Origin of the sequence: Kineococcus siccus (genome assembly GCF_009906795.1) — a bacterium.
GTDB classification, from domain to species: domain Bacteria; phylum Actinomycetota; class Actinomycetes; order Actinomycetales; family Kineococcaceae; genus Kineococcus; species Kineococcus siccus.
In genome coordinates this window covers 1-7,770 of record NZ_JAAALN010000201.1, presented here as the reverse complement: position 1 = coordinate 7,770, position 7,770 = coordinate 1, and the positions used below count along the sequence as shown (strand labels likewise).

Genomic DNA, 7,770 nt, shown 5'->3' with positions numbered 1-7,770 from the left:
GGCCCCCCTCCTCGCCCTGCTGCTCGTGCTCGCCGCCCTCACGGCGTGCGGTTCCCGCAGCGACGGCTTCGTCACGCGCGACGGTCGCCAGCTCCAGCTCGACGGGGAGCCGTTCCGCTTCGTCGGCGCGAACCTCTACGACGCCGCGGCCAGCGACCGGTACTCCTGCCGGCCGGCGTCGCGCATCCCCACCGACGACCTCGAGGACCACTTCCGCTGGCTGCGGGAGCAGGCCGGGGTCACGGTCGTCCGCTTCTGGGCCTACCAGACCTACACCGACTCCGGCCGCGACTTCAGCGCGGTCGACCGCGTCGTCGAGGCGGCGCGCCGGGCCGGCGTCCGGCTGGTCCCGGTCCTGGAGGACGGACCCGGCGACTGCAGCACGGGCGAACCCGGGACGCCGCTCGCCGAGGCCGACGGCGGGAGCTACTTCTCCAGCGGGTACCTGCGTCCCTACGGGGACGCGCAGCTCTCGCTGCGGGACTACGCGCGCGCGATCGCCACCCACTACCGCGACGAGCCGACCATCGTCGCCTGGATGATCGTCAACGAGGCCGAGACCGACGAGCGCGACGCCGAGGGCCGTTCCGCCCTGGTCAGCTTCGCGGGTGACGTCTCCGCGGTGCTGCACGACGCCGACCCGAACCACCTCGTCACGCTGGGGACGCAGGGCAACGGTGCGCCCGGCGGCAGCGGCCCCGACTTCCGCGAGGTCTACAACCAGGAGGGGCTCGACTTCGTCGAGGTCCACGACTGGGCGCGCTACGGCTCCGACACCGAGGCGCTGCCCGGGGCGCAGGGAACCACCCTGCCGCGCACGGACTCCGCCGGGTGCGCGAGCAGGTCCGCGCCGATCGCCTGCTCGTTCGCGATCGCCGCCGAGATCGAGAAGCCGATCGTCGTCGGTGAGGCGGGGATCCTCGCGACCGACGCCGCCGGGCGCCAGCGCCGCGCGGACCTGCTGCAGGCCAAGGTGTCCGCGGCGCTCGAGGTCGGCGCCGCGGGGTACCTCGTCTGGCACTACAGCTCGACCGCGACGGACGGCTACGACCTCGTGCGCGCCGACCGCGACCCGTCCTTCGCCGTGCTGCGGCGGGCCGCCGCGACCCTCTGACCCCGGCCGGGGGACCCGACGCCGGGCGACCCGGCCGGGGTTCAGCCGGCGCAGGCCGTGCGGGTGCCGGTGTCGGCGCCGGCCGACCACGCCCCCAGGACGCGCGTGGCCGACAGGCCCGCGACCCGGTAGGCCAGCACGGGCGACAGCCGCGCCGTGACGGAGGTGTCCGTGAACAGCGGACCGCGGGCGACCCGCTGGTCGGTGGCGTGCCAGGTGACGTCCTGCCACGTCGCGCCCGGCGTCGAGCGGTCGAGCCGCTGCACGACGTAGGCCACCGCGGGGCTCGCGCCCCGCCAGCTCAGCGCGTGCCCGGTCGCGGTGCGGCTGACGGAGAGCCCGCACGGCGTCGGGGGCACGGCCCACCGCGGGGGTTCCGGTGCGCCCATGGCGCGCGCGAACGCCTGCAGCGTCGTGGTGCGCGCCCGCTCGTCGGCCGTGCGGCCCGGGAAGAAGTACTGGTAGCCGTCGTCGTGGTCGACGAACCCGGCGGTGTCGTGGTGCGGCACGACGGACCACGTCAGCGCCCCCGCCGCGCCGCTCGTGCGCACGGCGTCGAGGAACGCGGCCAGGGGTTCCCCGCCCTGCGCGCCGTTCCACGCGTACTCCCCCACGAGGTAGGCCTTGCCGTGCCGGAGCGCCGTCGCGGCCGACGAGCGGACCCGGTCCAGCTGCATCGGGTAGAAGTGGTCGTCGACGATGTCGACGGAGGCGATGTCGAGGCTGGGTTCGTGCAGGCAGTCCGTGCGGCACGCCGGGTCGGTGCCGTGCCCGTCGACGACGAGCTGCCGCGGCGCCACCCGCTCGATGTGGTCGGCCACCGCGCGGGTCCAGGAACCGTCCCAGAAGTTGCCGGCGCAGGTCTGGCACCACATCTCGTTGCCGGTCTGCCACCCCATGATCGTCGGGTCGTCGGCGTAGCGCAGGCCCGTGTAGGGGTTCACGTGCGACACGACGTGGGAGATGTAGGCCTGGTAGTCCGCGATGACGGTGGGGTCGGAGAAGAACGCCGACTCCGGGAGCCCGCGCCACGACGAGAAGGTCGACTTGTTGCCGTGGTAGTAGTCCCAGTTGTCGACCAGCGTGATGATGAGGCGCTGGCGGTAGCGGGCCGCCGTCGCGACGGCGAAGTCCAGGGAGTCGAACGCGCCGGCCTGGAACACCCCCGGGGCCGGCTGGATGCACCGCGCGCAGCCGACCAGGCCACCCCAGGTGCGCACGACCGTGCCCCCCGACGCCTGGGCGGCGCGGAACGCGTCCTCCACGCGGAACTTCGACGGGTAGGTCGGTGCCCCCGCGGCGTCGCGGACGTTGTCGTCGAGGCCGAGCCAGTAGATGTTGGTCCCGGAGAACCGGAACGGCGCGCCGTCCAGGGTCAGCGTCGACCCGGTGCGCTGCACGAAGCTCTTCGCGGGGGCGCCCGCGGCGTCCGCGCGGGGCGCGGTCACCGCGAGACCGGAGACGACGACGAGCGCCGCGAGGGCGGCCACGAGCAGGCGCGCGCCGCGCAGGACGGGGGCGAGGGGACGACGGGAGGCCACCCTCCTGGATCGACCCGTCCCGGCCGGTCCTTGAGCGCGCAAGCGGTGGGAGCCGGTGCCGGCCCGGGGGGCCGGGGTGCGGGGACGGACCCGGGCCCAGGGCCCGGCGGGCCGTCAGCTCCGGTGCGCCAGGAGCCGGCGGTACAGCGCGTCGACCGCGGACGCGGCGGCGGCCGCCCCGTAGCGCAGGCTCAGCTCGGCCGGCACGTCGCGGCGGTGCAGACCGCGCCGCTGCAGCTCGTCGAGCCCGGCGCGCAGCCCGTCCGGGCCGCCCGCGACCTCCACGGCCCCCTCGGGCACGGCGGACAGCTCGGTGAGCGCGGGGCACTGGACGAAGACGACGGGCAGACCGCTCGCCACGGCCTCGACGACGGCCATCCCGAACGTCTCGTCGCGCGAGGCGCTCAGCGCGACGTCCGCAGCCGCGAGCACGCGCGGCACGTCGCCGCGCGGGCCGAGCCAGCGCACGGCGTGGGACACGCCGAGGTCGGCGGCGAGCGCCTGCAGGTCGCCCAGCAGCGACCCCGCACCCGCGACGAGCAGGACGTGCCCGCCGGCGGCCAGCCGGGGGGCGCACGCGCGCAGCACCTCGTCGACGCGCTTGACGGGGTCGAGCCGGCCGACCACCACGAGCGCCACGTCGTCGTCGGCGAGACCGAGCTCGGACCGGACGGCGGCGCGGTCCGCCGGCGCGGGGGTCAGGGCGTCGACGTCGATGCCGTTGTCCACGACCGTGATCCGGTCGCGCCGGACGCCCCAGCCGACGAGCCGCTCGGCCGTCGTCTCGGACACGGCCACGGTGTGGGTCGCGGCGCGCTCGAGGCCCCGGTAGAGCAGCCGCAGCCACCAGGCGTGCGGCCGGCCCTCGACGGTGTCCGCCATGAGGGAGTGCTCGCTGGAGACGACGACGCGCACGCCCGCCATGCGGGCCGCGGGGATCCCCCACAGCTGGGCGGCGAGCAGGTGCACGTGGACGACGTCGGGGGCGTGGGCGCGCAGGACGCGCGCGAGCCGGAGCACGGCCAGGGGCTTGCGCCAGCCCGCCATCCCGAGCACGCGCACGCGGTCCCCCCGCGCGCGCATGGCGTCGCCGACGGGCCCCGCCTCGTACAGGCACACCGTGGCGGTCGCGGCGGCGGTGCGCTGCACGAGCAGCTCCAGCTGCCGCTCCGCGCCGCCCGTGGTGAGGGTGGTGATGACGTGGACGACCCGCAGGGGCCGGCCCGCCGCCGGGGGTCTGGCCGCCGCGGGTCTGGCCGCCGGGGGTCTGGCCGCCGTGGTCGCCGTGGTCGTGCGCGGCACCGCGGGGCCGCTCACCGCCGGACCGCGCGCAGGGCCGTGCGGTAGACCTCGGCCGTGGCCGCGGCGCTGGTCTCCCAGGTCGGCAGGTCCAGGGCGCGCGGCTGGTGCGGCGTGCCGCCGCGGGCGGCGACGGCCTGCAGCTCCGCCACGAGGGCGTCCGCGAGGGCCTGCGGCGAGCTGTCGGGCGCGATGCCGCGCACCAGGCCGTCCTCGACGAGGTCGCCGATGCCCGCGACGTCGGCGCCGACGACCGGCAGGCCGAGCGTGACGGCCTCCATGACGCCCACGGGGTGGGCCTCGTAGTCGGACATCGCGGCCATGACGCCCGCCGCGGACAGCTCCTGCGCCATGGCGGCGCGGTCCGCGGGCGGCAGCGAGCGGATCGTCACCGCGTCGGCGACGCCGAGGCTCGCGGCGCGGGCCCGCAGCTCCCCCTCGAACGGCCCCGCGCCCAGCACGACGAGGGTGGCCCCGGGCACGCGGGCGCGCACCAGCGGCAGCGCGTCGACGACCCGGTGGTGGCCCTTGTAGCGCTCGAGGCGGCCGCTGGAGACGATGCGGCCGGGCACGGGCGACGCCCCGCTCGGCGAGGGCGGCAGCGCGCCGCCGTTGGGGATCACGCTGAACCGGTCCTCGGGCAGCCCGGTGACCGCGGCGAAGGCGGACCGCTCGAACCGGCTGACGGCGACGAGCCGCTGCGCGCGGCGCAGCAGCGGCGCGAGCACCCGGTACTGGGTGTCGCGCATCGCGGTGCGCCGCGAGGAGGAGTGCCCGCCGCTGTGGAAGGTCAGGACGAAGGGCGTGCGGGACGCGACCGCGGCCAGCATGGCCAGCGGCGGCGTCAGGGTGTTGACGCCCTGCACGTGGACGAGGTCCCAGTCGCCGCGGGCGACGACCGCGGGCAGCCCCGGCGACAGGTACAGGTCGCCCTCGCGCGGGTACGAGCGACGCCGCACCACGTCGAGGCCCGCGACGGTCTCCGACCGCGGCAGCGTGCCGCTGCGGTCGGTGGCCAGCACCGTCAGGTCGAACTCGCCCGTCGCGGCGAGCCGCGAGGCGACCTCGGCGACGTGCGTCTCGAGCCCGCCCATCTCGGGGAAGAAGCGCTGCACGACCTGCAGGACGCGCGGCCGGCGCCCGCCCCGGCCGGTCACGGGCGTGACGTCGGCGGGGGCGGTCACCGGTTCACGACCAGGGTGCGCAGCGGCCGGACCTGGCCGGGGTTGCTGATCGTCACCACGACGCGGCCGGTGCTGGGCACCACGACCGTCGTCGAGACCGTGCCGTCGGCGGGCACGCTGAACAGCGGGTAGGTGACCGCGGAGCCGTCACCCGGGTCCGTGCGCAGCTCCAGCGGCCCCGTGGCCTCCTGGGCCGACACGACGACGACGGCCTGGGTGCCCGACAGCCCGGCCAGGGACATCTGCACGGGCGTCACCTCGCCCTCGGACGTGCTGCGCACGGAGACGACCAGCGCGACGACCGTGACCGCGACCGCGACGGCCGCCCAGGGGGCCGTGCGCAGCAGGGCGCGACGGCGCTCGTCACCGACGTCGCCCGGGGACCGCACGGCGCCAGACCCTACGGCGTCGGACGGGTCCGCGCCCGGGCGCACGGCGTCGCGCGCGGGCTCCTCCTGCGGCGCGAGCGCCGGCGGGCGCAGCGCGGACACCGCGAGGGCCACGAGCGCCAGGACGGCGAGGGCGAGCGCCCAGCTGCCGGGGTGCAGCCCCGCGGGGCTCAGGCCGAGCAGCATCCCCGTGAGGGCGATGACGACCAGGCTGCCGCCGACCGCGACGAGGAGGGCGTCCAGCCCGCCGCGCCGGCGGTGGCGGGACAGCCGCGTGGCGGTGGCGGCCACGGCCAGCAGCGTCAGGGGGGCCCGCACGGTGGCGGGCAGGTCGATCAGGACGCCGGCCGCGGCCAGCACGACGAGCACCGCGGCGAGGACGGCACCGGGCGGGCGCACGGTGCCCGCGGGGGCGGGCGGAGCCTCGATCGTCGGCGCGCTCACCGGCCGAGCTCCGAGACGTCGTAGACGGAGATCGAGCCGTTGTCGTAGATGCGGTCCACACCCTTCACGTCGTCGAACTTCTGCAGCGCGGCGGCGGGCACGGGCGTCGTGCGCCCGTCCGAGCCGAACTCGCCGCTCTCGATGTACACGCCCTGGTTGGGCAGCCCGAAGGCGTCGCGCCGGTCGACGACCACGTAGCGGATGCCGGCCTCGCGGATCAGCCGGACGTCCTCGTCGCCGAAGTCGGGGCTGAGGATCAGGCGGGAGGCGTCGATCTCCGTGGAGATGTGCCGGACGGTGAACTGCCCGCCGTCGGCCGCGGCCAGCAGGCCGCTGACGCGGTCGGCGTAGATGCGGCTGTCCGGCGGCAGCGCCGTGGCCTGCCAGTCGGCGGCCGCGAGGTTGTCGGCGTCGACGCTGCGGGCGTCGGCGGAGACGAGGAACGGCCCGGGCAGCTGCGCGGCGACGGTCCCCGACCCGAGCACGACCCCGCCGAGGAAGGTGAAGGTGGCTGCGGCGCCGAAGATCCCGGCGCGCCGGCGGGTCGGCGCGTGCCGGGCGAACCACCACGCGACGACGAAGGCGACGCCGAGGAACACGAACCCGGCCGCCCGGTCGCCGACCTCGGCGGTCGCCCGCGCGACGTGGCCGCCGGGGATGACCGGGTAGAGCACGGCGACCAGGACGAGCAGCACTGCGGCGGTGTGGCGGGCGCGGAACCAGGCCCGCGCGGCCAGCAGCGACGGCAGCAGCGCCGCCACGGTCACGACCAGCGCGCCGATGAGCAGCACCTGCTCCCACGGCGCCGGCCCGACGCCGGCGGTGTTCGCGAACAGCGCCTTGGTCTGCCGGCCCTCGAACAGCGAGGACAGGTCGGAGGAGGAGCTGGTGACGATCGAGCCGAGGTAGCTCGTGAGGGTGTTGCCGGGGTTGGTGAGCATCACGCCGAACAGCACGATCCCCGTCCCGGTCACGACGCCCAGCGCGCGGGCCTCGTTCGGCCGGCTCCGGCGCACGACGAGCTCCAGCGCGAACCACACGACGAAGGCGAGGACGAGCAGGGCCGCCGTGACGTGGTGGGTGACGACGACGGCCGCGAGGGCCAGGACGGGCAGCACCAGGCCCCGTCGCCGGGTCCGGTCGCGGGACAGGAACAGCGCCACGGTCAGGACCGCGAGCGGCAGCGCCAGCGTCTGGTAGGAGAACTGCGAGTTGAAGAACAGCATCTGCGGGTTGCAGGCGTAGACCACGACCGCGATCGCGCCGGCCCGCGGCGAGCGGGTCAGGCGCGTCACGACGAGGACGATGCCGAGGCCGAGCACGAGGCGCGCCGCGAGCAGGACCAGCACGGAGCTGGTGTGGGCGCCCAGCCCCGTCAGGTCGCGGACGCCGTCGGTCACGACCTCGAGCCCCGGGTAGTACGACGTGATCGGCAGCAGGGGGTTGGTCTGGAACAGCCGGCCCGAGTCCCCGATGATCCGCAGCAGGTTCGCGTGCAGCAGCTCGTCGTGGAACATGAACCGCGTCGGGTACAGCACCGTCCGGCTCAGCTGCAGCGCCAGCACGGCGGCCAGCGCGATCCCCGTGCGGGTCGCGGCGGGCACGCGGGGCCACGCCACCACGAGGGCCGCGGGCGCGACGACGAGGGCGAGGCCGAGCTCCCAGAGGACCTGCGTCATGCCGCCGTCGTCGCCCGTGGAGCGCGCGCGGTCCACGGCGAAGGCCATCGACAGCAGGCCCAGGGCCATGGCGAGCAGCGCGGGGCCGGCGAGCGGGACGCGGCGGCGACGGGGCGCCGC

6 protein-coding genes are annotated in these 7,770 nt (G+C 76.4%); 1 reads left to right on the top strand and 5 read right to left on the bottom strand.

From position 1 onward, the window contains the following. The coding region (locus GTR02_RS17710; protein ID WP_166608809.1) for a cellulase family glycosylhydrolase at positions 1 to 1,114 on the top strand (1,114 nt) is incomplete at its 5' end. A gap of 41 nt (positions 1,115 to 1,155) precedes the next feature. Here GTR02_RS17710 and GTR02_RS17705 read toward each other — a convergent pair. The 5 genes from GTR02_RS17705 to GTR02_RS17685 form a co-directional block, all read right to left on the bottom strand. Further along, a complete protein-coding gene (locus tag GTR02_RS17705) occupies positions 1,156 to 2,655 on the bottom strand; it encodes a glycoside hydrolase 5 family protein (RefSeq protein WP_166608808.1) in 1,500 nt (499 codons plus the stop codon). A 114-nt stretch (positions 2,656 to 2,769) separates the two neighbouring features. Next, positions 2,770 to 3,972 carry a glycosyltransferase gene (locus GTR02_RS17700; protein WP_166608807.1) on the bottom strand — a complete coding sequence of 401 codons (1,203 nt, stop codon included), beginning with the start codon at positions 3,970 to 3,972 and terminating at the stop codon, positions 2,770 to 2,772. Then, positions 3,969 to 5,138 (bottom strand): glycosyltransferase, encoded by a 1,170-nt coding sequence (locus tag GTR02_RS17695; RefSeq protein WP_166608806.1) that lies wholly within the window; start codon positions 5,136 to 5,138, stop codon positions 3,969 to 3,971. The genes GTR02_RS17700 and GTR02_RS17695 overlap by 4 nt, the downstream gene beginning before the upstream one ends. Beyond that, positions 5,135 to 5,971: a hypothetical protein gene (locus GTR02_RS17690; RefSeq protein ID WP_166608805.1), complete on the bottom strand. Its 837-nt coding sequence runs from the start codon at positions 5,969 to 5,971 to the stop codon at positions 5,135 to 5,137. Before GTR02_RS17690 ends, GTR02_RS17695 begins: the two co-directional genes overlap by 4 nt. Then, positions 5,968 to 7,770, bottom strand: a 1,803-nt coding sequence (locus GTR02_RS17685) for a hypothetical protein (RefSeq protein WP_166608804.1), incomplete at its 5' end; no start/stop codon positions are given. The genes GTR02_RS17690 and GTR02_RS17685, both read right to left, overlap by 4 nt.